Here is a 23923-nt window from a genome sequence, read left to right on the forward strand (position 1 = left end):
TATAGCTGTGAGTAGGTGGTCAAAAATTTAGATTGAGAAGTGAGATACCTGGAAACATCGCAAACAACACGGTGAGCGGCAAGATAAGGAAAACAACCGGTGTCATCATGCCGATTTCTTTCTTGCCAGCGGTTTCCATCAGCTCTCGTTTAGCGTTATCCCTGACGTCCTGGGCTTGAGCTCTAAGCACATCAGCTAACGGTGTTCCTCGCTCGATAGCGACAATGAGACCATCTACAAATCGAGATAAAGCTGCGACGGAAGTTCTACGAGAAAAGCTCTGTAAGGCACTCAGAAGACTTTCACCAGAACGGGTCAGGGCTAAAATCTTACGGAATTCCTTTGAAAGCTCACCGTTTGAGCTACGCACCACCCGTTCAAGAGAACCAATTGCTGACTCACCAGCTGTTACCGATAGTGCCATCAGTTCAGCCAGCGCCGGGAACTCGGCAAGCATTGCCTTTTCACGCTTATTAATCTGTTGAGTCAACCAGTAGTCCCTACCCAGGAAACCGCAGGCGCCAGCCAGCAGCACGAGAATCAGACCGGTTATTATTCCTACCTGTCCCCTTACTGCACCCATCACCACAAAAAACAGTGCCAGGGTCAGAGCTCCAATGCTCCACAGAACTTGCTGCACGCGGTACTCAGAGACGGTGAGTCCACCTCCCCACTGCTCAATACGTTTCTCCAGAGAAGCGGTATCCAGGCTACTCCTACCCAAGGTCTTGTACATTGTCTCGATGGCCGGTGCCAGCATAGCTGTAAACCCACCATATAAACCTTCAGGTAAATTGCGGAACTCACTCACCGAATTTTTTCTCAGTTCAGCTGCACGAAGTTGAGAGGCAATACGCTCAGAAAAGTCCTCGGTTCGGTGCACCAGCGTGCTGAGAATAATGAGCCAAAGGCCACAGGCTAAACTCAACCCTAAGATAACTTCGAGGTTCATGCCAGCACCCGCTTTTCTTCAGGCAGTGAACCTATTCTCATCATCAGTCTGTAAGCAAAGATCGTAATAAGCAGGCCACCAGATAGAACTACAAATCCAGCCACACTATTATAGATTTTTAGTGTACTGGGTTGAGTAGCCATAAGACCTAGGACTATCCACGGGGCAACACTGGCCAGGCGTGCGGCATTGACCGTCCACGATTGACGAGCCTCGAGCTCAGAACGGGTTCTGGTATTTTCTCGAAGGAACATACTCAGCGTTCCTAATAGTCGGCCTAAATCAGTACCGCCAACCTCACGCGTTACTTTAAGAGCTTCGATGATGTTATCTGCTGTAGGATCACTGAGCCGCGTCTTCAGACGTTCCAGTGCAGGAACAAACTCACCACTAGCTCTATAGTCTGAAGCGAAAGCTGCAAAAGCTGGCCTGAGAGGTTCCGGGCCGCGGTGTTGAAGTTGCATCAGAGCTTCCGGAAGAGACATTCCGGCTCTGATAGCAGACCTGAGATGATCCACCGCATCTGGCCACAAATCCCGTAACACGGTTTGTCTACGCTTTGCGCGGTAACGTATCACCGTTCGGGGTAAAAAGATTCCTATCACCCCGCAAATGATCGCCAGTGGAACTATGCCTGTGAGCGCCAATGCGATGATCGTAAGGAAGAGAGCAGCCACCAGCGACATTGCGAAGAATAATTTGACCGATACCTTCTCAAGGTCAGCTTGCCTCAACATAGTCTGCAAGCTGGATGCCTTACGGACCTTCAAAGGCTTATTCTGTGTTTCCTGCCAGAAAGACACCCAAATAAAGAGGAATCCAACTCCCATCATCAAACCGATAATGACGCTTATCATGCTGAATCCCCGGTGTGACTGAGAAGGGTCTCTGGGGAAAAACCCGCCCTCCTAAATTTATCCTGAGAAGGTGTTTCTGAGCCAACACACACGAGGCGGCCCTCACGCTGGGTAAAAAGTGTCGAAGTCTCAATTATTCCGTTCTCGACCCTGTTGCCTACAGCCACAATTTCCTCTACTCGCCGTTTTCCTTGTAGGTCACGGGCACAGTGGACCACTAGATCAAAGCATGATGCTACGGTTGGAACCACAAAGCCTGATGAGATATTGTCACCGGCGAGCAATGGCAGGGTACAAATTTTTGTTATTGCATCCCTGGCAGAGTTGGCATGAATAGTACACAGACCGGGTAAGCCAGAGTTGAGAGCAATGAGCATATCAAGGGATTCTGCTTCGCGGACTTCGCCGATGATAAGGCGGTCAGGGCGCATGCGCAATGCTTCTTTCACAAGACGTCGAAGCGGAATTTCGCCCTGTCCCTCAAGGTTGGGTTGCCTGCACTGCATATTGACGACATCCCTTAAGGGTATTTTGAGTTCAAAGATCTCCTCACATGTCACAACACGTTCACGCATACCGATTGAGGCTGTTAAACAGTTCAACATGGTGGTTTTACCAGCCTGGGTAGCTCCCGAAACAAGAACGTTAATACCGCTAGCAATGGCAGCATCAAGAAAGCGAGCAGCCTCTGGCGAGAGTGAACCTAGTTTCACGAGATCGTTGAGACGCGTTGCTCTGGCAATGAACTTCCGGATATTCACAGACCAGTGCTTCCTGGTGATATCGGGGATTACAACGTGCAACCTGGACCCGTCAGGCAGGGAGCTATCGACAAAAGGGGTACTAAGGTCCAGACGGCGTCCAGAGGTTTTCAGCATTCGCTCAACTAGCGCTCTAATTTGCTGGTCGTCCAGAGAGACACCGGTTAGCTCAGATTCTCCTCCCCGAGCGACAAATATCTCGGTGGGTGAATTAATCCAGATTTCTTCAACATCAGGATCATCAAGAAACTTTTGGATTTCACCAAACCCACACACTCTGTCGAAAAGCACGTGGTGAAGAGGCACAAGGTTATCGACTCTAGGAACAATCCCCCTGAGCATTCTCTGTTCGTAGGAATCGATAGCTCTGGTGATGAGTTTTCTGGCCTCATCAGGTTGAGTCAGGGGATCAATATTGCTCTGACGCACTAGGTCACGCACGTCCATCTCAAGCAGACGTTCAGCTTCGATTACGGACACTGTCATTCCCCCCTTATCCCAGCTCCCGAACCCTCAGATATAAGCACAAACATAGCTTTGATATGGTGGAATATCCAAGCCTAATCACCGGGTTGTGGATAACCTACTCCACGAAATAGCAGAACGTATTTAGCTACTAACCAGTAGCCATCCTTTGACTAGCAGGAATAGATTTATCCTCATTTTGGGGTGACTCAGGGTGAGAGGTGTACACAAAGGACTATAAATGCGTAACATATTGACACAATTTTCGACCATAGCTTCTAGAAAGGCACCCACTGAACGATATGTTCAGTGGGTGCCCTCTCACTAGAATGTAGCGGCTGCTTTACATTTCTCCGCGTAGTATCTTGATAGCGTCATCGATATGCCCATCAAAGCTAAGGTTCCCCTTCTCCAAAACCACGCCGCGGTCACAAATCTTTGAGACCAAGTCAAGGTCGTGACTCACGACCACCAGGGTCTTGCCTTCTGCACACAGCTCTCTAATCTTGCCAATACATTTTTTCTGGAAGGGTTCATCGCCTACCGCGAGGATTTCATCCACCAAGAAAATCTCTGGATCGGTATGAACAGCCACCGCGAACGCCAATCGCAGGTACATACCTGAAGAATAAAATTTGACCTCGGTATCAATGAATTCACCAATTTCTGAGAATTCAACGATTTGGTCAAACTTAGCCTCAATCTGTTCCTTCTCCATGCCGAGAATTGCAGCGTTGAGATAGACGTTATCTCGTCCAGTGAGGTCGGGGTGGAAGCCCGCACCAACCTCGATCAGGCCAGCGATACGGCCGCGCGTCAGCACTTCTCCCCCATCAGGGTGCATTACTCCAGAGATAAGTTTGAGCAGAGTTGATTTACCAGAGCCGTTAAAGCCGAGTAGAGCTACCCGCTCCCCCTCGCGCACGTCTACCGTTACACCGTTCAGTGCATTGAACTTTTCGTTCAGGTCGCCCTTACGCCCCTTAATGAGCCAGATAAAGGCTTCCTTCATAGAGCGAGTATGGCGGAGCACAAAACGTTTAACCAGAGAGTCAACGCGAATCACCACTGCGGCGTCCGGCGAAACCGGTGGCAGGTTCATTTCTTCAATCTTCACGCTGTATCAGAGCTCCTGAGCAAAGTTGCCCTCAAGCCTACGGAAGAGTGCATCGCCAATCCACAGGGTCACCAATGAGATCAGCAGAGCTATCGGCACCCAGAAGGTCAGAAGGTTCGGAGGGATATGGGAAGTGGGTAGAGTCAAAGCATCCGCACTTAGCGTTGAAATCCAGAAAGCGTAGTGAAACAGCTCTACAGCAACCGTAAGCGGGTTGAGCATATAAACGGTCATCACCCACGGGTAAAGGGTATCCCTCACCATGGTCCAGGAGTAGAGAACCGGCGAGAACCAGGTCGCCACCATTAGAAGCATATCTACGATGTTTTCAGAATCCCGGAAGAATACATTAGCAACTCCGAATATGAGGCCTAGCCCTGCAGAAAATAGCATGATGATAGCCATTCCCACAAAAGCAGCACCCAACTGTTTGATATCGGGGCTCCACCCAGCGAAGAAACAGGCAATCAGCAAGACCAGAATCTGCGGAACAAAATGGATGAGTGCTACCCAAATCGTTGAGACAGAAAACAGCTCGCGCGGCAGATAGATTTTCTTGATCAGAGCGCCATTTACAACCATGGCTTTAGCGCCATTACTGAAACCCTCAGAGAAGAAATTGATAACAATCATTCCTGAGAACAGGTAGATTGCGTAATTCTGCATACCTCGCTCTAGCCCCAGAAAAAGACCCATGGCGATATAGAAGACACCGAACTGGACACCAGGTTTAATGTAGGACCATAAGATACCCAGCACGGATCCTCGATAGCGAACCTGAATCTCTTTATCGACGAGAAGTTTGAGAAGGTACCGGTTTTTGAGAACATCCCTTAGCCCCCTGCCACGACCGGGGGGTAGCAGGGGGGAATGGGTTGAAATACTCATCGACGAAGCTCAGATTCAGTGTGCTGATTGAACGTTTCCTGCCACGCTTCATAGGAAGCAACGCGTGCTGCAGCATCTCGATACTGCTGGCGCAAGGACGCCCACTCGCGGTAAATACGAGCGTGAAGCTTCGTTGCCCTCGCAAGGTTGGCACGCAGCTGCTGGGGATCGCGCTGATACCAGAAAACACCTGTGCCTTCAGCATTGGTAACCAGCACTGAATCAAACTTAGAAACAGTCCACCAACGGTTTTCAGAGTAATTCAACTGAATCTGAGGGTGTTTCTTAGCGAGGCCATCCACCGGTTTGAACAGTTGGCGGCCTACGGTAGAAACAGCCCAGGGAATCAGCTTCTGATAACCGGGTGACTTGAAATTCCGCCTTCCCTTGAAGGGCGGCTTATTTGTCTTAGGCTGGGGATAATCATCCAGATTGGTCTTAAGCTGAGCGTCCTGGAAATCTTTAACCTTGCCCCTAATAACGGGCAGGCGCGCACTGAGTGAAGGATGGAGGTGGTCAGGACCCGATAAAAGGTCCTCGATTGCCATCAAACGGCCCTCTTCAGTGTAATACTGCATGGAAAGCGCGTGCTTGACATCCAGAAAGAGGGACTCCCTAAGAACTGATCCGCCCTTATCGAAGGGTGAATGAATCAGTGCTGTAATGAGACGGTTACGTTCGTGAAAGTAGGCTTGCCAACCTACAGAATCATCTTTATCCTGCCACGATACATGCCACAGAGCAGCACCGGGGAAGGAGACGGTGGCGAACCCGGCCTCTTTCGCTCGCAGCCCGTATTCAGCGTCGTCCCACTTGAGGAATAGGGGTAGTGACAGACCAATCTGCTTGATGACCTCGGTGGGGATAAGGCACATCCACCAGCCGTTGTAATCAACGTCGACACGGCGGTGCATCCAGTGGGTGCTCCGCAAGTTCATCTTTCCCAAGTCGTGCCCCAAAGACATGTCTTCGTGGGGACGATCGTAGAAAGTACGCCAGGGGTTAACTACCTCGCCAAAAGCATGCAAAACTGAGCGGTCGTACATATCAAACATATGGCCGCCCACAATGGTGGGGTTCTTGCAGTAATCGGCAAAAGTGATCATTCTCAGGATGGACTCAGGTTCAACCACAACGTCATCATCAAGGAGCAACACATAGTCACTTCCGTTATTAACTGATTCGTACATGCCCCGAGCGAAGCCGCCGGACCCACCAAGGTTGCCCTGGTTAATAATCCGGAACTTCCCAGCTAGAGGTGCAACCACATCTTCAAAATCAGGGTGATCAGAAACCTTTTCAGTTCCCTGATCCACGATAAGAATTTCTTTGACGCTCCCTAGAGCATCAAGGTTCTCGCCCAGTGACCGAATGTTATCGATGCAGTACTGGACTTTGTTCATGGTGGTGATTTGGACGGTAGCTTTGCCGCCTTCACCTCCTAAGCGAGGGGTAATAGCGCCTGTCCACTCCGCCTCGACCAGGGTGACGTCACTCTTAGTTGCGGAAAGGTCAAACCAGTACCAGCCACCGTCGCCAAAGGGTGCCAAAGTTAGATCGAACTCTGAGGTCATGGCCCCTGCCACCACCGCAGCATCAACGCGCTGGATTACTCCTCGAGCGTTAGATTTATAGACAACTACCATGCCCTCGCCCTCAGTATGAACCCTAAGAGTTACAGACTGCAGAGAGGTCCAACGACGCCAGTATGATGCAGGGAAAGCATTGAAATATGTTCCAAAAGACACCGTTTTACCCGATGAAATCTGAGCTGAGCGTCGCCCTAGAACATCTGGCTGGTTAGTTTTGGAAAGTGCAGAATTTGTAGCTACATTTTCTTGGGCAGCCGTTGCTTGAGCGATGGTATCAGCGGCATTGCCGTCCAGACGTGTGGGAAGCTGCACGCCCGTAGCGTTACCACCATCAATATAGAGCGGGATAACGTCAGTTTGGACAGCTTCAGGCAAAATAACGCGTTGAAGTACGCGCTGAGGGCTCACCTCAGTAGTAGTCGTTGTGCTCATATTTCCTTACCTTAAGCGTCAATTCCGCCGGAAGCGATTTGTTGGCCCTTTTCAAAATGGGGGCGGAGCTTATTGTCAAACATTGACAGAGCCGCACCAATAGCCATGTGCATATCAAGATATTTATAGGTGCCCAAACGCCCACCGAACAGTACGTTCTGCTCACCGGCAGCCAAGTCACGGTACTTCAGCAACATATCTCGGTCAGCACCGGTATTGATGGGGTAATAGGGTTCATCGCCTTTCTCGGCAAAACGTGAGTACTCACGGTGGATGACAGTGGCATCCTTAGTGTAGTCCCGCTCCGGGTGGAAGTGACGGAACTCATGAATACGGGTATAGGGATAGGTAGCATCAGGGTAGTTCATAACGGAGCAACCCTGGAAGTCTTCCATCTCGAGAACTTCTTCTTCAAGATCAATGGTGCGCCAGGACAGGTCACCTTCGGCATAGTCAAAGTAACGGTCAACAGGCCCAGTATAAATAACCGGTACCTGGCCGATAACCTTGGAGCGAGAGTACTCGTGACCTTCTTCAAAGAAGTCAGTGTTGAGGTGCACCTCGATATTAGGATGGGCTGCCATACGCTCAAGCCAGGCAGTGTAGCCGTCAACTGGCAGACCTTCGTACTTGTCATTGAAGTAGCGGTTATCGTAGTTGTAGCGCACCGGTAGACGAGAGATGATGGACGCCGGCAAATCAGCGGGGTCAGTCTGCCACTGCTTGGCAGTGTAGTGCTTGATGAACGCTTCGTAGAGCGGGCGTCCGATGAGGGAAATACCCTTATCGTTGAGGTTCTTCGGGTCAGTTCCTGCCAGCTCTCCCGCCTGCTCTTGAATGAGGGCCTTAGCTTCAGCCGGGGAGTAGGCTGCATTGAAAAACTGATTGATGGTGCCCAGATTGATGGGCATGGGGTAAACAATGCCGTTGTGGTTGGTGTAAACCCGGTGGGTGTAGTTCGTGAAACCAGTGAAGCGGTTGACGTATTCCCAGACTCGCTCATTGGAGGTATGGAAGAGGTGCGCACCGTAGCGATGTACTTCAATGCCAGTACGCTCTTCGTTCTCACTGTATGCATTGCCGCCGATGTGATGACGTCGGTCGAGCAGAGCTACCTTTAGCCCCAGCTCGGTTGCAGCCTGTTCAGCAATCGTCAGGCCAAAGAGACCTGAACCCACAATTACAAGATCAGCGTTCACTAATACTCCTTGTTTACGAATGATGCTTGGGAAAGCGTCATCTCTATAATTTGTCTCCCACAACGGAGGAAGCTCTACGGTGTGTCTACCTTCTTTGAGGTAAACAAAGTTATATCCAAAGCTACCTGAAAAGGTGGTCTATTACTCATCGATTTGCCTGAGAAGTCGATGTGATTATTGCCCGGTCTGGGACTCAGGCCAATGTGGTGAGCAAAGCCAGCGGGGAAATTATTTGGCAATCGATCACCACATGCTCAAAATCAACTGTGAAAAGTTGCATCACGGATATACGCCCTTGATAGGGCACTTCTCCAGAATTGTAATGGACAGCATGGATATTAGATTGCTGGTTGAAAACCCATCGAAAAAGCAGTTCACCGCTGTGCGTCTACGGTACATCGGCACTGTTTCTGGCGTCCTCCTGCAAGAAAAGCTACAAAAATTTTTCGGGTCAGAGACCCATGAGTGGGCCGTAGCCAGCACCCCCATCAGGGAGTTATTAGTTGGGCAGCCTCCCCTATTCAACGGGTCTATCGTGGAATCTTATCGTGGTAAAGGTGCTGTGGAAAAAGCATCAACAATCTATAGTGCCGAGATTATGCACGGCCCAGACTCCAGAAAGATATTCTCCCTTTCAAGAGGGCGGTGGAGTATCGGCCGAGATAACTGCGATATCACTCTCAATGACCCCAGTATGCACCCACTTGAAGGTTATATGAGGGTGGACCATGCAGGAGTTACCTACAGCTCAAAGCTAAAGAGTCACACTATACAGACCCAATCTCTCATCAAAATTGGCAACAGCGTCCTTAGAATAGGTGAGCCCCCAACATTCTCCGATTCGTTCAGGGATACTGACGATGTTGAAATAGAAATTCCTGCGCCTCGCCCTAAAGCGCTGCGGGTTGCCATGATTCTCATGCCACTCATCGTAGGGTTAACGATAGCTCTCATCACCGGTCTATGGCTGATTCTAGCTATGTCGGTAGCTTCATCAATGTTGATGGCGTTGCACATGATTTCCCACCGTGGTGAAAGTCGAAAGACCCGGAATGCTGTGATGGAAGCAGCTACACGTGATCTAGCCAATGTTAGACAGTTCAGTGCCCATTCAATCGGTCAAGAAATAGTTCTAGGGCATCACCAGCGCGAAACTAAGATACGTAGTACACAAAGAGAGCTCTCAATCCTTCCATGGGTTGATGTAGCTCCCTTTATAGTTAGCGTTGAGCAAGCAGCTGAACTCATGCCTACTATTCCAGTTCACACACAACGGTTGGTTCTTGTACATCTTTTGGCAGCAAGCAGTCACGTGAGTATTTTAGTGACGACGGCTGATAGCTGGTCATATCATCAATTAGTGCAGCCACTTCTGACTCACCCATCAAGCTATGTGGTGAGGAAGCTTGATTCCGGGGCGACAGGAATTATTATCTGTGAAAGAAAGCCCGCCATATTACCCAAAAAAGCGGTAATTTTCTCTCTCTCGAGCGCCGAAGATTCCACCTCCAATGATGTTTGCTTGCTGGATAGAGGAGTAAGTCTAGATGGCGTTAGTGAGCCAACCTACCGGGCTCTAATTTGTTCCCTACCTATTCAATCCCTGACCAAGTCAGGGCATTCTGTTGCTGCTTCGAGAACTAGCGACATTGAATATTTTGCCCCTCCCCCTGAGAATCCGCTCCAAGACATCGAAGACCTACAATTCTTTGTCGGAATCGAACCCGAAACCGGGGCTTCACTCACCTACAGTTTAAATACCCATGGTCCCCACTTTCTGTGTGCAGGCACCACGGGCTCCGGTAAGTCACAATTCCTACGCTCGGTGCTCTGGTCCATGGCTCTAAAGGTCCCGCCCACCCGCCTAAGCTTTATCCTGATTGATTTTAAGGGGGGTGCAGGACTAGGCCCTCTAACAGCTCTACCCCACTGCGTTTCTTCCCTCACTGATCTCGATATCTCACAACTCTCCCGTACCCTAAAATACTTACGCGCAGATTTGAAAAAGCGGGAAAAAGCTTTCCATCAAGCTGGAGTGAGCTCCCATGCGGACTACCGTGCTTTAATCTTGGGCGCTGAAAGAACTCTAGACTTTCCTGAAGTTGTGATTTGTATCGATGAGTTCAAAATGCTGGTCGACCAACACCCCATCATCATGAATGAAGTTATGCGAATAGCCACCATAGGTCGTTCGCTGGGGTACCATCTTTTTCTCGCCACTCAGCGTCCGCAGGGAGCGGTGTCTGCTGAAATCAGAGCAAATATCGCCACAGCTTTCTGCTTGAGAGTTAGTTCCATGCAAGACTCCTACAATGTCATATCAGCAGAGGACGCCGCGTCGATTCCTGCCCGATCCCCCGGAGCTGGGTATGCAAAAGACTCTGAAAACCGCCTCATACAATTTCAAGCACCGCTCATCAACGGTTACTACGGGGCCACAGAATCCGAGGTTATTTCTATTTCAGCGGTGTACAACCAGCGCACAGATGATGATCTAGGCCAAGCAGCTCAAGCTCTTACTGATAGAGAGCTAACTACCTTGTGCTCTGGTTTATCAAAGCAGCCATTTTTTGCTGAAAAAAGCTACGCACCGATCGCTCCTTCTCTCAGTGCCCGGCAATACAGGGTTAGCGCTTCCCCCATCAGCCTCAACATTGGCGTTCTCGAAGTGCCTGATGCGGGTATCCAGAACCAATGGCGGTGGAAAGAAGATGATGGCTGCCTGCTTTTCCTTGCATCACCGATTGAACGCAATGAGCATGTTTTTATGCTGATGGAACAAGCGCTAAGTAACGGTTCAGCTGTCTTTTGTTTTTCCCCATCAGAACAGTTCATTCATCGGGTAAAAATACGATTTCCAGCCTCCACTGCCAGCTGCTATGCCTACTCTCTGAAGGACATCGATTTTGTGCGAGGTGCTGTAGAAACACTTATATCGTCACGGTCACCAGTGCTGCTAGTTTTAGATTGTTTTGATCAAATTCAAGATACTCTCGCACGTTACCCAGATTTTGAGACACAAATACTAGACCTTCTGTCTCCAGTGGGCCAGTGTACTGTAAAAACAATATGTACGGCCTCATCCTTGCCACGCGGCAAGTTCCAGCAACTTTTCGCTAACGTACTCTTTTCGGCCTCCTACCTTGAGACAGATCCCTTGAGGTCCCACCGCAAAGAATACAACCGGCCCCATGAAGGCCAGTTTTCTGTTGAAGGAACCGCCATTCAATCGTTAGTGGGCGACACTGCAGAAAACGGGGTGGTATGCCTTGCGCTTCCAGACCCAGAATTTAGCCCAATCATTCAACAATGCGCTAGAAAGCTAGCACTGGCCCAACTCCCTACTCACCTCTGTCTAAAGGATGTACCTGAGCTTACTGAAAAAGATGGATTCCGCATCGGAATAACGAGAAATGGCTCCGCAGTCTCTCTGCCCAAGCTGGGTAGCAACTTTATAGCTGTTTCTGGGAAGAAGGGAAGCGGTAAAACAAGTTTTCTGCGGTCCCTGATAGACATGAACCAACAGCATTCAGCTATATTTCTACCTGGTGAAGCGAGACCGACACTGAAGCAGCTTAAGGATGCTCTTATCGCTAGCTGTGATGGCTATAAAGATCTTCCCATCCTTTGTATTGATAATCTGCATCTTCTCAACGAAGAGATACAGAGGTTCGTCCTTCAAGAAAGAGATAGTTTTTCTAAGGTTATTGTGGCCTACACCCCATGGCCCAGATGGAGCACTTCTCCTATCCTGTCAGCTTTGTCAGGAACAGAAACTGGGCTAGTATTAGCACCCACCTCCGTATCTGATCTGAACTTTTACACAGCAACGGCCCTACCCTGGGATCTAAAAACTGATGGCAAGGTTCCGCCCGGTCGAGGGGTGCTTATCGATCATGGAACGGTTCTTGCTTTTCACGTTCCCCTGAGAGCGGCTTTTAAGAAGACTGGCGAGTATGATGAAGCAGCGGCTGAGTAAACATCAAGATGATAATTGCTCCACTCAGTAGCACCACCGGCACACCGTATAGAGGTGCGCCGCTTAAAGCAGTTTGAACTCCAATCACAACACCAAAGAATTGCCATACCAGAATAAGCGCGCGGCTAAAAGGGCGATGCTTCCAGAGCGCCACCACACCGATACCCAGAGATAAGGCAACCAGTAGGAAGAATAAGCCTACGACTGATGCTCCCCTCACATCATCCGCTGTCATCACACCGCTCACCGTAAAAAAGAGCAGAGCTAGCACCTCCAGCGCCACAAGGCTACCGGTAAGCTTTACCGCCGCAGGTAAAGGTTGCTGAGACATGATTAGCGCCTTTTCTTTTCATTCTGTGATATCACTTTTACTAGCCTAAAGGCACTTTCGTGGCAGTTCTCACTCAGAAACACCCCCAAGGTACACCCTGTGATATTTCACTCAGCAGTCGGTGCCAATTTTCGCCGCTCCCCCCTTGTTTGAAGACCCATAACGTGGGAAAGTTAGTGGAGTTCAGCTTTGGCTCCTTACTATAAGGGGCCAAATTTTATTGATAGTTGCTGAAAAATTTTCAGCTTTAGTTATTCCGGTAACACCTAGGAGAGCATGCTAATGGATTGGCGAAGCCGTGCTGCTTGTCTTGAAAAAGACCCCGAACTCTTTTTCCCCGTAGGAAATACTGGACCAGCGCTCCTTCAAATAGAGGAAGCTAAGAACGTCTGCCGTTCTTGCACTGTGATGGATACCTGCCTCCAGTGGGCCATTGAAACTGGCCAGGATTCAGGTGTTTGGGGCGGTATGAGTGAAGATGAGCGAAGGGCTATGAAGCGACGCGCAGCGCGTGCGCGACGTGCGTCCTAAGGTCAGACCATACTGCACAGATATTGCAAAAGAAGGGGAGCTTTCTAGCTCTCCTTCTTTTCTTTAACAGTGTTTTTTGAAGCCCCTCGCTGTGCTTAGCCCGATAGCAAAACTTCTATAGTGACAAGTGTTCCGTGAGGTTTGACTGAGCTCCAATGGATACTGCCACCTAATTCACTTGAAACAAGGGTCATTACAATCTGTGTGCCCAAACCTGAAGATGGAGCACCGCTTTCCAACATCATCTTGGTTTCTTCGGTGAGCCCAACTCCGTTATCAGCAATGCTCACCACCATAATATGCTCACCGCTGGGCTTGTAGTCGTGGGAGCAGCTCAGGGTTACCTCGCCAGTTTGTCCGGCCAAGCCGTGCTCAACAGCATTAGCTACAATCTCGTTGATAACTAGTGCCAGAGGCGTAGCAATTTGGCTGGGGAGCTTACCGAAAGACCCAACTATTCGTGTATGAACGTGCTGATCTGGTGACGCCAGCTCAGCAGCTAGGTTGAATTGCCTGCCGATGAGGTCATCGAAATTGACCTTCTGAGTCAGCCCTTGAGAAAGCGCTTCATGCACCATCGCAATTGTAGAGACCCTTCGCATGGCCTGCTCTAGACCCTCCTTAGCTTCAACGCTGTTCATACGTCGAGATTGTAAACGTAGGAGGGCTGAAACGGTCTGGAGGTTATTCTTCACCCGATGATGTATTTCGCGGATTGTTGCATCCTTAGACATCATCTCAAGCTCTCGGCGGCGTAGCTCCGTCACATCTCTGCAGAGCAATAAGGCTCCGTAGCGTTCTTCGCCTAGTCGAGAGAATTGTCGTAGAGGAATCGCTCGGAAAGTAACATTTTGCCGCTTAGCCTTAATTTCAGCTCGCCAGGGCATACGACCCGTGAGCACCAAAGGGAGAGTCTCATCTGCTTTTTCACCGGCTGGAAGAAGAGACCTGGTGAGATGTAATAGGCTCTCTCCTACCATGTCTCCGCTGAACCCTAAACGTTTATAGATAGATAGGGCATTGGGTGAAGCATAGAGTACGCTGCCGTTAGTATCGAGCATGAGCAGCCCATCACTGACACGGGGATTACCGTGGGCAGTCCCTACTGGTGCCGAAAATTCTGGCCAGGCGCCCCTCGATACCATTTGCAGTAAATGGTGGGCAACGTCCCTGTACGCCCGTTCTGCCTGCTGCCGTTTCCTGGTTCCCAGGTTTTCTCGATGTACTGAGAGCAATGCCACCGGACGCCCGTTTCTGATAAGAGGTATAAATTCAGTATCGAGAATTATGTCTTTGATGGTGTGTTCATCGTCGGTTCCTTTAGGCGTATGACTGTTCCAGCTGGCTACAGCTCTCTCTAAAAGACCGGCGCTAAGCTGCTGCCCTACCCTATCGGTATGAAAGACTGTGTGAGTGGTGGACGGACGAATTTGAGCTAGGCACAGGAATCCTGTATCTGATTCAAGAGGCTGGGAAAGGAGATGGTGACTTCCATCCAGGACTGCTTCTGGAACCCAGAGAAGAATGTCGCAGTACCCTGTATCAGCGATGATTTGCCATTCGTTAGTGAGCAAATGTAGCCACTCAATATCACCCGGGCCAAAAGCTCCGCTGCTAGAGAGCGTATCGATCAATGGCATGCTATTTCTTTCTTGAACTGTCTATCACGGCCAACGGGGCACTCTATCTACCCCAAAGCCTAGCTAAAGGGCCGAGTCTGCGTTTATACCTCACGTTATCAGAAGACAGATTTGATACATCATCTGGTAAGTCTTCTGCAGGACGCAAAGCTAGGACATCAGAGATATGTGTAAAGACGCTTTCAAATTCTAGTCCTACCTTGGATCTCGGTGCGGCCTCCATAATAGTTTTACCCGAGAGGCAAGCTTTATCTGTGGTTGCTCGGTCTTCGCTCACATACCCCTCGATTTTTTCTGAGGGACCAAAGCGTTCCCAGGCATGCTCTATTGCCACAGTGGGATTAGCTCCTACGGCATCAGCCCGAACCTTATTAAAGAAGACGCTTCTAGGTATATCCATCATGGTGTCTGCCAAGAGGTTTTTTAGGCTGTCCAGAGCTTTGACCGTTCTGGGTACACCCACCACATCTGCAGCGCCAACAACGAGAATATGGTCTGCTTCAAGAATGCTTGTCAATGAACCGTCATTACGCAAGGGAGCCAGCCCATCAAAGGCCGCAGCTTCGTCCTGCTCAATACAAAACGAGGTGTCAATGATGATCACATCATACTTCTCCCTCAGCATATTGATCACTCGGCTTAGGGCTTTACCCCTGATTTCGGTCCAGCGATCAGGGCGGTTGATGCCGCTAATGATATCCAGCTGATGGGATTTATGCTGAATCGTGCTAACCAGCTCATCAATCTTTTGGCTATCAAGGTTACCTCTATCGGCAAAATGGCACATCTGAGCCAAGCTCGAGTAGTCATCGGTCAAGCCTAAAACAGCCCCTACGGAGGCACCGTAGGTATCTGCGTCCACCAAGCAAACCTTGTGCCCAGCATTTGCTGCTAGCCCTGAGAGGTTCACTGCAAAAGTCGTTCTACCGGGAGCTCCCTGAGCTCCCCAGACAGCCAGCACTTTGCCAAGACGCTCTTCTGTTTTTTCTGAAACAGCCTGATCTAATTCGGCTTCGTGAGATTCAACTTCGGATGTTGAATTACTCGGTTGCCTATCGTAAACGCCAACGTGTGAGTCACCATAATCTTCAAGCCGGTCAACAGCCGAGCGAACGCCCTGAAGTACATCAGGTATATCAGCCAGAGCATCAATGGTATAAATCTCGGAAAAAGGCAGGCTGCTGCCCGGATCGATTACGGCGCACACAGCTACATCAAGTTCATAGAGCACCGCGAGCATCGATTGTGTGAGATCCTCGTATTGGGTCACCAACAAAACTGCACGGGCTATACCGCTCTGCGCGGTTCCCAGCATTTCTCCGAGGTCATGGACGTGGCGTACCACGCTAATATCCCCGCGCTGAGACTCGATTCCCAAAATATACCTGCCAGAAGTATCTCCAACAACAATAATTGGAATCTGCATTACTGGCCTGCCTTATAGGTTGAAGGCACTATGTTGATGACCGACCCATCACTGCTAGCTGCAAGAACTGGGCTCAAAAGATCGGACTCTACCCACAGCTCTACAGCAGATTGACCCGTCCCGCCAATAATCGACTCCTGCGGAGTCACCGAGTGGATTTCAGCCCCCTCAGCAATTGCTCGGGGTTCATTGTATGTATTCGATCCTTCAACCTTTGAGGCAACCCAAATATCTACTCGATCCCCCGCTTGGAAGTCAGCGACTGCGTACTGATCTTTGAGAAGGGTCACCAACCTGCGCCCTTCTTTGAGATCGGTAGTGATTGCTGAAGCCGCCAGCAATTCCCCTGAGACTAGAGGACGCTTGGCAACAGTTCCAGGGGCAATAGGCTGATCTGCGGAGATATATTGTTTGCTAGAGCCAGCTAACCTTGCGTCAACAACCGTTAGGTTTTGGGTCGTGACATGTTCACCAATACCGACATCAGCGGTGAGTGCATAAAAGGGCTCTGTTTGGTTGGTCGCTCGGATAATTCCGAGAACCCCCAGCAGAGAAAGAACCACAATGAAAACTCCGATAAGGAGCCGTGGGTCTGTGGCTCCTGGCTTTTTAAAACGCGGTGTCAGCTTAGATGGCATGGGCAGAGCTTCCTTCATCAAGTTGAGTACTCCTATCAGAATTTTTACTAATCAAACACGAACTTTCCAACTCAACACAGTCATCTGGCCAAACGTTACGCCTTAAAGCGCTAACAAGACTCAATAATGGAAATTTTCTTTCAAACTACATCAAAAGTCACTAAAATAAATCAAGATAGTGTTCGAATCACCACAAGAAGGAAGCCCCCATGGTCGAACAGCGTTTTCTGACACTGAATGATGTGAGTGAAATCCTCAATATCTCCCTGAGCCAGACTCGCGCCCTGGTGAGAACCGGCGAACTCAAGGGAATTCAGATTGGTGGTCGCAATCAGTGGCGAGTTGAAAGCTCGATGCTTGAACAGTACATTCAGGCCATGTATCAAAAGACTGAAGAAAGCATCAAAACTGAGCAGCTAGACCATCAAGAAGCCTAAGCTTCCTATGTTCTTTTGAATTTACCTGGTATGAAGTACTGCAATCGCCCCAAAGGGGATGACGCGCACTTCATTTCTCTGCGTGCCTTCTTTTGCTTCAATTCTCTGCACAAATAATTCGCAATAGTCAGCGCCCACCGTTGTTATCCGACCTTCAGTGAGCGGGGAGTCTGGCCCACCGTGAGAAATTGACACGGTCTGTTGTGAAGCGGCTAGAGCCCTTAGAACATACCCCAGGGTTAACTTTCTACTGACCTCCTGGGCTGAGGTGAAGGATTTATTATCCCCACCCTCCCACCACATGAGACTTACCAGGGGAACAATGAGATTACCTGCACTTGATTCCAATTGAATCCAGCCCAGTCCAATATTTTTGAGGGTTCCGCGCCAAATCTCTGAGTTCAACCCATGAACAACAAGAAGCTGACCGATTTGAGCAGCTAGACGGTCTGCTAGATAAATTTTTGCGGCTTCTGACCGGCGAACTTCGGCGGCATCTGCCTCATAAGTAAGCCGTCTACTCTCATCTAGTTGAATCTCATAATCACGAAGAAGCAAATCTAAGTTGTTCATGTATCGAGCCTATCCACTGAGGCAGAAAATGTAAATGAGCATGAAAACAACGAAATATGTTGAAAATGCCTTAAAAAAGGTTAGTATGATGATAATTCATCAAACTACATCAAATAATAGGTTTGGAGCGGAATATGAAGAGCAAAATTGTGCGTATCTTCCCGGTGGTTGCTGTTCCTGCCATCGCTCTGATAGGGAGCTTGGCTAGCTACAGCTTTCTCACGCACACACTACACCTTATTTCTCAGGGGCATTCACTGGAGTCCGGGACGTGGTGGGAAGCTCTATCATGTGCTGTAGCATTCACCCTTTGCTCCATTGTTTTTCTGTGGTGGTTCCTCAGTATGGCAGTCAGCTCGATGCTCGCTATCAAGGCTAGAATCCAAGGGCGAGAACAGGTCAGTTTACCTTCCTGGGCTCCGATGGCGGTAAAAGCTACTGTGACGGGGCTGTTTGGATTGGGGCTGCTGAGCAACCCCGCATTGGCCTCCACGATCCCGGCTGTTCAGCCCTTTAGTTCAGTTACTCAGGTTCAGCAACACAAGCAACAGCTTCCGCTAGGCCTTTTCTTGGGTCCTTCTGATGATTCCTTCGGCATTTCCCCCGGTGCATCTCCCCTGTTTTCATATTCACAATCCACGACATTAATTGGCGAAGAAGGAGGTCAGGTGGAAGTGACGGTTACTAAGACTAGTCAACGCACTCAGCTCTCACCATTATTCGGCGGACTCCGAAAGTCAGTAGAAGCTCCGCGGGCATCTTCACAGGATAATGACCCCGTGGCGCTCGTATCACCACGGGTATACATTATTCAGCCGGGCGACACTCTCTGGTCCATTGCCGAACAGCACCTACCCGCTACAGCTAGCGGTTCTGAAGTGCTCAACCTTGTCCACAGCATTCAATCTGCCAATTCCAAAGACATTCCAACACTTGAAAGTTTCATTTACCCGGGGCAAAGCATCACGCTTCCTTTCTGAGGAGAAAACCATGAAAACCGCATTCCCAGAACATGACCGCAACCGTTATTGCATCATCGATGCAACAGAATACGAAGAGCACTACGCTACCTACTTCGAACGACAGGTTAAGCAACCACCAAACGATCCGGTCTACATCAGTGCAGAAGAAAAATCGGTCGAGCAGCTGACACTTTCAATTGGGCTGGCCACCGTTGAAATCTTCATGGGGTTACGCCCCATGCACCACCTTTCCCCTTGGCTTTCTCAGGCTTGTTACCGAAGAGTCCACCAACAGGTTCAGAAGGTTCATGAGATGGTCAACCGCACCTTCAAGCCACCGGCCTCTTCAGGCCCACTCCAGCCCAGGGTGCACCCAGTAAAGGCTCGCAGGATTATTCTTCAAAAGGTGTCACCCAAAGCCTACGAGGCCTGCCTTATCGTTCAGGACGCACAGAGGGCGCGAGCTGTAGCCCTGCGCGCTGAGTTCCTCAACCGTCGGTGGAAAATTACGGCTCTTGATATTGCCTAAGCACTCACGCCCGCACATAAACCTGTAAAACCTAAAAGGGAGGGGCTCGATCATAAGCTGACCGGGCCCCTCCCCCCTCTGGGTATCTACTTGTTTTCTATGTCAATGGCATCATTATCAGGCTCTGGAGCAGGCTCAGTGCGAACCTCTGCCTTACCACTTTCAGTAGGTGCCGAATACTGCAAGAACTTAGGCTGAGCAGGAATCTTCAGCTGAATCTTTGAATTTTGGGTACGCTGCTTTGAAAGATCCAAGCTGAAGAGGGTTGAAACCGTTTCTTCGCGAATGGCTCCCATCATGCTTTGGTACATGGCGTAGCCCTCCCTCTGATACTCAACCAGAGGATCACGCTGAGCCATAGCACGCAGTCCGATACCTTCCTTGAGGTAATCCATTTCGTAGAGGTGTTCAGGCCATCGTTTGCCGATTACTGAAAGCACCACTCGACGCTCAATTTCGCGCATGGCTTCCTCACCAACAGAAGCTTCTCGATCCTCGTACTGCACTTCGGCGTCGGCAAGCACCTCGGTTACCAACAGATCGCGGGTGACCTTAGTACGATCCCCAGCCTCTTCGAAAAGATCTTCTGGGGTGATAGAAACGGGGAAAACCGTCTTGAGTGACTCCCACAGTGCATCAAAGTCCCAGTCCTCTGCGTGCCCGCTGCCAACGTGTGCGTCAATGGCCGAAGTAATAACCTCAATGCGGAACTTTTGAATCTGATCCTTGAGATCGTTGCCATCAAGAATCTGCCCGCGGTCCTTATACATCGCCTCGCGCTGACGGTTCAGAACATCATCATATTTGAGCACATTTTTACGCTGTTCAGCGTTACGAGCTTCGACCTGCCCCTGTGCTGAGGCAATAACACGAGATACTAGCTTTGAGTCCAGCGCCGTATCGTCCGGTGCACCCGCCATAAGACGTGAAGCTGCCTGACCGTTGAACAGGCGCATGAGATCATCTGACAGCGAGAGGTAGAAGCGTGATTCCCCGGGGTCGCCCTGACGCCCCGAACGACCGCGCAACTGATTGTCGATTCGCCGCGACTCGTGGCGTTCTGTACCCAGCACATAAAGACCGCCCAGAGCCGTTACCTCGTCATGCTCTGCTGCCGACGCCAGTTCTGCCTCTTCAAGAACCTCAGGCCACTTGGATTCGTATTCCTCAGCATTTTTAAGAGGGTCAAGCCCTAGAGCCTTCATAGATTCAACGGCTTCAAATTCGGGGTTACCGCCCAGCATGATGTCGGTGCCTCGGCCAGCCATGTTAGTAGCTACAGTAACGGCACCCTTGCGCCCTGCCTGAGCTACGATTGACGCTTCGCGCGCGTTATTCTTAGCGTTGAGAACTTCATGGCGAATACCCTCTTTAACAAGGAGTTTTGACAGATATTCAGATTTTTCAACGCTGGTGGTTCCCACCAGAACGGGCTGACCATTTGCATGGCGTTCCTGGATATCCTTGACCACCGCATTGAACTTAGCGATTTCGTTTTTATAGACCTTATCAGGCTGGTCGATTCGCTGGATGCCCTTATTGGTGGGGATAGGAACAACACCCAGTTCATAAGTATTCATAAACTCGGCTGCTTCGGTCTCCGCGGTACCCGTCATGCCAGAGAGTTTGTCGTACATGCGGAAGTAGTTTTGAAGCGTCACGGTCGCCATGGTCTGGTTTTCGGGCTTAACCTCGACTTCTTCCTTGGCTTCAATTGCCTGGTGGATACCGTCGTTATAGCGGCGCCCAGCCAAAATACGCCCAGTGTGCTCATCGACAATCATGACTTCGCCGTTCATAACAACGTAGTCCTTGTTGGCTTTAAAGAGCTCTTTAGCCTTGATGGCATTGTTGAGGAAGCCGATGAGGGGGGTATTCTGCGATTCATAAAGATTCTCGATACCGAGGTGGTCTTCAACTTTATCAATACCGCTTTCAAGCACACCAACGGTACGTTTCTTTTCATCAACCTCATAGTCCTCATCACGAACAAGGCGCTTAGCGATGCGGGCAAATTCGCCGTACCAGCGGTTAGCCTCGCCCATAGCTGGGCCTGAGATGATCAGGGGGGTACGAGCTTCATCAATCAGAATTGAGTCAACCTCATCGACAATCGCGAAGTTGTGCCCACGTTGCACCTGCTCTTCTTTAGTCCACGCCATGTTGTCGCGTAGGTAATCGAAGCCGAATTCATTATTGGTCCCGTAAGTAACGTCTGCTTCGTACTGCTTACGACGCACTTCGGGACTTTGGTTCGCAAGGATAACGCCAGTTTCCATACCCAAGAAACGGAAAACTCGACCCATAAGGTTCGCCTGGTATTCAGCCAGGTAATCGTTAACCGTAATGACGTGAACGCCCTTGCCTGAGAGAGCATTGAGGTAAGCAGGAGCGGTTGCAACCAGAGTTTTGCCCTCACCAGTTTTCATCTCGGCGATGTTGCCCAGGTGCAGAGCAGCACCACCCATTAGCTGAACATCATAATGACGTTTACCCAGCGTGCGCTTAGATGCCTCACGAACCACAGCGAAAGCTTCTGGAAGTAGAAGGTCCAGGTTTTCGCCCTTTTCAACACGCTGGCGGAAGGAGTCTGTTTCAGCGCGGAGCTCTTCGTCGGTCATGGCGACAAAGCTATCTTCGAGTGAATTTACTGCATCGGTGTAAGCACGCAGCTGCTTGAGGATTCTTTTGTCTCCGCTGCGGAGTAGCTTTTCCAGAAGAGATGCCACTGAAGTTTGCTCCTAGGTAGGTGGGCCGGCAGCTGCATACAATCTGCACGCAGTCATTCACATAATACTAGTGCACCACTGGTGTTCTGATGAGCTTTTGCCCAGCGCTTAGAGAAGCCCGCGTGTTCTGTCGGTCAAAAAGCTGGCCCCCACCCTAGAGGGTGGGGGCCGATTAGATATTTTAGGCTTTGAAAATAACCTAGGAGTCTTTACTCAGCGTCGAGAGCGATCACACCGTAGGACCAGCCCTTACGGCGGTAGACTGCGGATGGTGCGCCTGTTTCTTTATCAACGTAGATGAAAAAATCGTGGCCTACTAGCTCCATCCGGTCAACGGCTTCTTCGGAAGTTAGCCGATCAGCGGGGAAGCTCTTCTTCCTGATTTCAATGGGAGAAGAGACTTCATCGGTGAGGTTATATCCACCGGCGAACGCGGCCTCCTCGACAGGTACATCGTCAACATGAATATCAGTGGTAGCAACCGTCTGACCTTCAGCTACTACGGGGATGGAACCGGTAGCTTCAGCCACCGAGACAGGATGCTTACCACCTATACGTCGGTCTTTACGACGGTCACGAGCACGGCGTAAACGCTCAAGAAGTTTGCCAAAGGCATCGTCAAAAACAGCGAATTTATCTTCGCCCTCTGATTCTGCGCGAAGTACGGGACCACGACCAATCACGGTGATTTCAACACGGATTGAGCGTGGGCCGCCATTGCCTTCTTTAGTAAATTTGACTTCGATGTCAGTAACGTTATCGCCTAGCGTTTCGAACTTGACGACTCGACTTTCGACGTATTCTTGCAGGCGTTCGCTAATTTTGACGTTGCGGCCTTGTACGTTGAGTTCCACAATTCCCTCCACGGTCTGGGGGTTGAATCTTAGCTTGTGAAGGCTTCGATCCGGGGAATCTGTCTGGCTGATTCCTTGCTTTAACTGTACGCCTGTTTGTGGCGCAAGTCATTCTTTGCGGTTGTTTTGGGAAATTTTCTTCATTTTTATATTTCTTAAGAGATGATCCGAGACGAGGGTAGCTCCGAACGCCGTTGAACTCTCGCAACAGCGGCCGCGCCCACCACGCAAGCACCAGCCTCCGATAAAACCCTATAAGCTTCAGCAATAGAAGCACCCGTGGTGGCAACATCATCACAGATAATGCAGACTCGGCCGGATAAATCCAGATAACGCCCAGCCCAGCTCAGCGCAGGTTGACGCACTCCCAGGCTGCCCTGCATTCTCCAGTACCTTGCTTGCTGCCCCAATTGCTTCTGGGAACCTTTCACACGACCAGTTAGTACTTCCGTTCCTTCGCCAGCGTAAAGGGGGCGTAAAGCTTCAAGAACGGTAAAACTTACTCCTGGATATGTCGAAGGTAGGAGCTTGTTAGCAGCCCTCGTGATTTCGGAAGCAGGCGCGAAACCCCGGCGTCGTACTGACTGCCGGCTGGACGGGATAGGAACGAGATAAACCGATGCACCTTTCCCCGCAATCTGGGCAAGACCAAGCTCCTGGCACAGAAAAACCAGCGACCGAGCTAGCGCAGAACTTAGATAGGATACCAGGTCAGTACGCGCAGCGTTTTTAAAACTCAAGAGGCAATGAGCTAGCTCGTACTCATACTCACCGGAGCTTGCTACCGGGCAGGGAGCGTAGGTTAGTTCCGTCATCACAAGATTCAGGGTAGCTATATTCAAAAGCCTCGAGCACCTGAGGCACAGTGCCCTTCTGCCCCGCATGGGCTCCCCGTAGGACCTACACGCAGCGCAGAACCTCGGTGCGAAGAGCTCCGCCAGTTCATCAAGTGAATGCGCACCTCTGGCACCCCAGCCCGCTAGAGCATCTATACTTTTCATACCGTTAGAATGGCGACCCAGAGCCTAAAC

General features: G+C 50.1%; 20 protein-coding genes. 5 read left to right on the forward strand and 15 right to left on the reverse strand.

Annotated features, from left to right (window positions below; all coding sequences use genetic code 11):
* Positions 1 to 19: 19 nt before the first annotated feature.
* The 7 genes from M3668_RS01435 to glf all read right to left on the reverse strand — a co-directional run bounded on the left by M3668_RS01435 (position 20) and on the right by glf (position 8263).
* Positions 20 to 952, reverse strand: a complete 933-nt coding sequence (locus M3668_RS01435; protein ID WP_251379051.1) for a type II secretion system F family protein — start codon at positions 950 to 952, stop codon at positions 20 to 22.
* Positions 949 to 1809, reverse strand: a complete 861-nt coding sequence (locus tag M3668_RS01440) for a type II secretion system F family protein (RefSeq protein ID WP_251379052.1) — start codon at positions 1807 to 1809, stop codon at positions 949 to 951. Before M3668_RS01440 ends, M3668_RS01435 begins: the two co-directional genes overlap by 4 nt.
* Positions 1806 to 3056: a TadA family conjugal transfer-associated ATPase gene (locus M3668_RS01445; protein WP_251379053.1), complete on the reverse strand. Its 1251-nt coding sequence runs from the start codon at positions 3054 to 3056 to the stop codon at positions 1806 to 1808. The genes M3668_RS01440 and M3668_RS01445 overlap by 4 nt, the downstream gene beginning before the upstream one ends.
* Positions 3057 to 3378: 322 nt before the next feature.
* The gene (locus M3668_RS01450) at positions 3379 to 4152 is read right to left on the reverse strand and encodes an ABC transporter ATP-binding protein (RefSeq protein WP_251379054.1); all 774 of its coding nucleotides are present in this window, start codon (positions 4150 to 4152) and stop codon (positions 3379 to 3381) included.
* Between the two features lie 6 nt (positions 4153 to 4158).
* Positions 4159 to 5040, reverse strand: a complete 882-nt coding sequence (locus M3668_RS01455) for an ABC transporter permease (protein ID WP_251379055.1) — start codon at positions 5038 to 5040, stop codon at positions 4159 to 4161.
* Complete coding sequence (locus M3668_RS01460; protein ID WP_251379056.1) at positions 5037 to 7064, reverse strand: glycosyltransferase; 2028 nt, start codon at positions 7062 to 7064, stop codon at positions 5037 to 5039. Before M3668_RS01460 ends, M3668_RS01455 begins: the two co-directional genes overlap by 4 nt.
* An 11-nt stretch (positions 7065 to 7075) precedes the next feature.
* Positions 7076 to 8263: a UDP-galactopyranose mutase gene (gene glf / locus M3668_RS01465; RefSeq protein WP_251379057.1), complete on the reverse strand. Its 1188-nt coding sequence runs from the start codon at positions 8261 to 8263 to the stop codon at positions 7076 to 7078.
* 232 nt (positions 8264 to 8495) lie between these two features.
* Between glf and M3668_RS01470 the strand changes: the two genes are divergently transcribed.
* Positions 8496 to 12242, forward strand: coding sequence for an FtsK/SpoIIIE domain-containing protein (locus M3668_RS01470; protein ID WP_251379058.1), 3747 nt, complete (start codon positions 8496 to 8498; stop codon positions 12240 to 12242).
* Here M3668_RS01470 and M3668_RS01475 read toward each other — a convergent pair.
* Positions 12202 to 12573, reverse strand: a complete 372-nt coding sequence (locus M3668_RS01475; RefSeq protein WP_251379059.1) for a hypothetical protein — start codon at positions 12571 to 12573, stop codon at positions 12202 to 12204. The genes M3668_RS01470 and M3668_RS01475 overlap by 41 nt on opposite strands.
* A gap of 282 nt (positions 12574 to 12855) precedes the next feature.
* Between M3668_RS01475 and M3668_RS01480 the strand changes: the two genes are divergently transcribed.
* A complete protein-coding gene (locus M3668_RS01480; protein WP_135013289.1) occupies positions 12856 to 13104 on the forward strand; it encodes a WhiB family transcriptional regulator in 249 nt (82 codons plus the stop codon).
* 95 nt (positions 13105 to 13199) lie between these two features.
* On the opposite strand, the gene M3668_RS01485 is transcribed toward M3668_RS01480, so the two are convergent.
* From M3668_RS01485 to M3668_RS01495, 3 genes are read right to left on the reverse strand one after another with little or no spacing between them, the layout of a single operon-like run.
* Positions 13200 to 14744: a sensor histidine kinase gene (locus M3668_RS01485; RefSeq protein WP_251379060.1), complete on the reverse strand. Its 1545-nt coding sequence runs from the start codon at positions 14742 to 14744 to the stop codon at positions 13200 to 13202.
* Positions 14745 to 14787: 43 nt separating this feature from the next.
* Positions 14788 to 16170, reverse strand: coding sequence for a CpaE/TadZ family protein (locus tag M3668_RS01490; RefSeq protein ID WP_251379061.1), 1383 nt, complete (start codon positions 16168 to 16170; stop codon positions 14788 to 14790).
* Positions 16170 to 16829, reverse strand: a complete 660-nt coding sequence (locus M3668_RS01495) for a CpaB family protein (RefSeq protein ID WP_251379062.1) — start codon at positions 16827 to 16829, stop codon at positions 16170 to 16172. The genes M3668_RS01490 and M3668_RS01495 overlap by 1 nt, the downstream gene beginning before the upstream one ends.
* Before the next feature lie 188 nt (positions 16830 to 17017).
* Between M3668_RS01495 and M3668_RS01500 the strand changes: the two genes are divergently transcribed.
* On the forward strand, positions 17018 to 17245 hold the full coding sequence (locus M3668_RS01500) for a helix-turn-helix domain-containing protein (RefSeq protein WP_251379063.1): 228 nt from the start codon (positions 17018 to 17020) through the stop codon (positions 17243 to 17245).
* A gap of 21 nt (positions 17246 to 17266) precedes the next feature.
* Here M3668_RS01500 and M3668_RS01505 read toward each other — a convergent pair whose 3' ends face one another.
* On the reverse strand, positions 17267 to 17818 hold the full coding sequence (locus tag M3668_RS01505; RefSeq protein ID WP_251379064.1) for a hypothetical protein: 552 nt from the start codon (positions 17816 to 17818) through the stop codon (positions 17267 to 17269).
* A gap of 134 nt (positions 17819 to 17952) precedes the next feature.
* Here M3668_RS01505 and M3668_RS01510 point away from each other — a divergent pair, with 134 nt between their 5' ends.
* Together M3668_RS01510 and M3668_RS01515 are read left to right on the forward strand one after the other, a co-directional pair.
* Positions 17953 to 18798, forward strand: a complete 846-nt coding sequence (locus M3668_RS01510; RefSeq protein ID WP_251379065.1) for a LysM peptidoglycan-binding domain-containing protein — start codon at positions 17953 to 17955, stop codon at positions 18796 to 18798.
* Positions 18799 to 18808: 10 nt separating this feature from the next.
* Complete coding sequence (locus M3668_RS01515; RefSeq protein WP_251379066.1) at positions 18809 to 19309, forward strand: Rv3235 family protein; 501 nt, start codon at positions 18809 to 18811, stop codon at positions 19307 to 19309.
* Between the two features lie 86 nt (positions 19310 to 19395).
* Here the strand turns inward: M3668_RS01515 and secA are convergent, their stop codons facing one another.
* The 3 genes from secA to M3668_RS11090 form a co-directional block, all read right to left on the reverse strand.
* Complete coding sequence (gene secA, locus M3668_RS01520; protein WP_251379067.1) at positions 19396 to 22038, reverse strand: preprotein translocase subunit SecA; 2643 nt, start codon at positions 22036 to 22038, stop codon at positions 19396 to 19398.
* Between the two features lie 209 nt (positions 22039 to 22247).
* Entirely contained in the window at positions 22248 to 22892 is a 645-nt protein-coding gene (gene hpf / locus M3668_RS01525) for a ribosome hibernation-promoting factor, HPF/YfiA family (protein ID WP_251379068.1), read from the reverse strand.
* 155 nt (positions 22893 to 23047) lie between these two features.
* On the reverse strand, positions 23048 to 23893 hold the full coding sequence (locus M3668_RS11090; RefSeq protein WP_353055957.1) for a ComF family protein: 846 nt from the start codon (positions 23891 to 23893) through the stop codon (positions 23048 to 23050).
* Positions 23894 to 23923: the final 30 nt, after the last annotated feature.

Source organism: Rothia sp. P100 (genome assembly GCF_023712425.1).
Classification (GTDB): Bacteria; Actinomycetota; Actinomycetes; order Actinomycetales; family Micrococcaceae; genus Rothia; species Rothia endophytica.

Excerpts from the sequence above, each read along its gene's own strand:
- M3668_RS01515 (WP_251379066.1), top strand. The coding sequence starts at position 18,809 with ATGAAAACCGCATTCCCAGAACATGACCGCAACCGTTATTGCATCATC.
- M3668_RS01445 (WP_251379053.1), bottom strand. The coding sequence starts at position 3,056 with ATGACAGTGTCCGTAATCGAAGCTGAACGTCTGCTTGAGATGGACGTG.
- M3668_RS01480 (WP_135013289.1), top strand. The coding sequence starts at position 12,856 with ATGGATTGGCGAAGCCGTGCTGCTTGTCTTGAAAAAGACCCCGAACTC.
- M3668_RS01475 (WP_251379059.1), bottom strand. The coding sequence starts at position 12,573 with ATGTCTCAGCAACCTTTACCTGCGGCGGTAAAGCTTACCGGTAGCCTT.
- M3668_RS01505 (WP_251379064.1), bottom strand. The coding sequence starts at position 17,818 with ATGAACAACTTAGATTTGCTTCTTCGTGATTATGAGATTCAACTAGAT.
- M3668_RS01460 (WP_251379056.1), bottom strand. The coding sequence starts at position 7,064 with ATGAGCACAACGACTACTACTGAGGTGAGCCCTCAGCGCGTACTTCAA.
- M3668_RS01440 (WP_251379052.1), bottom strand. The coding sequence starts at position 1,809 with ATGATAAGCGTCATTATCGGTTTGATGATGGGAGTTGGATTCCTCTTT.
- M3668_RS01510 (WP_251379065.1), top strand. The coding sequence starts at position 17,953 with ATGAAGAGCAAAATTGTGCGTATCTTCCCGGTGGTTGCTGTTCCTGCC.
- M3668_RS11090 (WP_353055957.1), bottom strand. The coding sequence starts at position 23,893 with ATGAAAAGTATAGATGCTCTAGCGGGCTGGGGTGCCAGAGGTGCGCAT.
- M3668_RS01500 (WP_251379063.1), top strand. The coding sequence starts at position 17,018 with ATGGTCGAACAGCGTTTTCTGACACTGAATGATGTGAGTGAAATCCTC.
- M3668_RS01485 (WP_251379060.1), bottom strand. The coding sequence starts at position 14,744 with ATGCCATTGATCGATACGCTCTCTAGCAGCGGAGCTTTTGGCCCGGGT.
- M3668_RS01435 (WP_251379051.1), bottom strand. The coding sequence starts at position 952 with ATGAACCTCGAAGTTATCTTAGGGTTGAGTTTAGCCTGTGGCCTTTGG.
- M3668_RS01455 (WP_251379055.1), bottom strand. The coding sequence starts at position 5,040 with ATGAGTATTTCAACCCATTCCCCCCTGCTACCCCCCGGTCGTGGCAGG.
- M3668_RS01490 (WP_251379061.1), bottom strand. The coding sequence starts at position 16,170 with ATGCAGATTCCAATTATTGTTGTTGGAGATACTTCTGGCAGGTATATT.